1 protein-coding gene is annotated in these 631 nt (G+C 75.1%); it reads left to right on the top strand.

Going from position 1 to position 631, the window contains the following annotated elements; genetic code table 11:
- Positions 1 to 81 precede the first annotated feature (81 nt).
- Positions 82 to 631, top strand: a 550-nt coding sequence (locus tag GL263_RS27605; RefSeq protein ID WP_182858447.1) for an SAVMC3_10250 family protein, incomplete at its 3' end; no start/stop codon positions are given.

Raw genomic sequence — 631 nt, 5'->3', positions numbered from 1 at the left:
AGCGGAGAGTCGCCGGGCGGTCACCCGCGATGGCAGGATGCGAGGTGCAGGTGGTCAGCCGACCGGACGGAGCCCGCCCCCATGCGCGAGATCGTCTACCTCTCCGAGCGCAAGCTCCGGCAGTTCGTCCCACCGCCACGCCGACTCCCGCGCCCGGGCGCCCTCCGCCTCACCACGCCGTTCGGCGGCATCGACGTGGACGCGCCCGGCGCCGACGGCGAGCGGGGCCGCCTCCGGCACCTCGCTGACGTCCACAAGCACGTGGAGAGCGTCGCCGAGTGGTACGGCGAGCCCGACCTCCGCCCCGGCCAGTGGGTCCGGTTCGAAGCCCCCCTCCGCTGCGTGACCCTCACCGACGCCCACCGCGACCTCGTCCTCTTCGTCGACCAGCCCGGCGACGAGGACGGCCGCCTCCTCCTGCACGGCTCGGTCCGACACCTTCGCGGCTGGATCCCGGCCTCGGTGGACGGCCCTCCGCTGGAGACCGTGGACTACGGCTCCAGCATGGGGACCGCCTTTGTCACCCGGGTCGGCGAGGTCGTCGCCGCCCTCGCCCAGCACCGCGACCCACCCCCGGCGGACCACGCGGAGCCGCACCTGCCCGACCGTGGCCTCCGCCAGCTGCTCCGCG

The organism is Streptomyces durbertensis, assembly GCF_014156695.1.
Classification (GTDB): Bacteria; Actinomycetota; Actinomycetes; order Streptomycetales; family Streptomycetaceae; genus Streptomyces; species Streptomyces durbertensis.
Note: the sequence above shows the minus strand (reverse complement) of the source record. Positions and strands in the feature narration are given on the sequence as shown.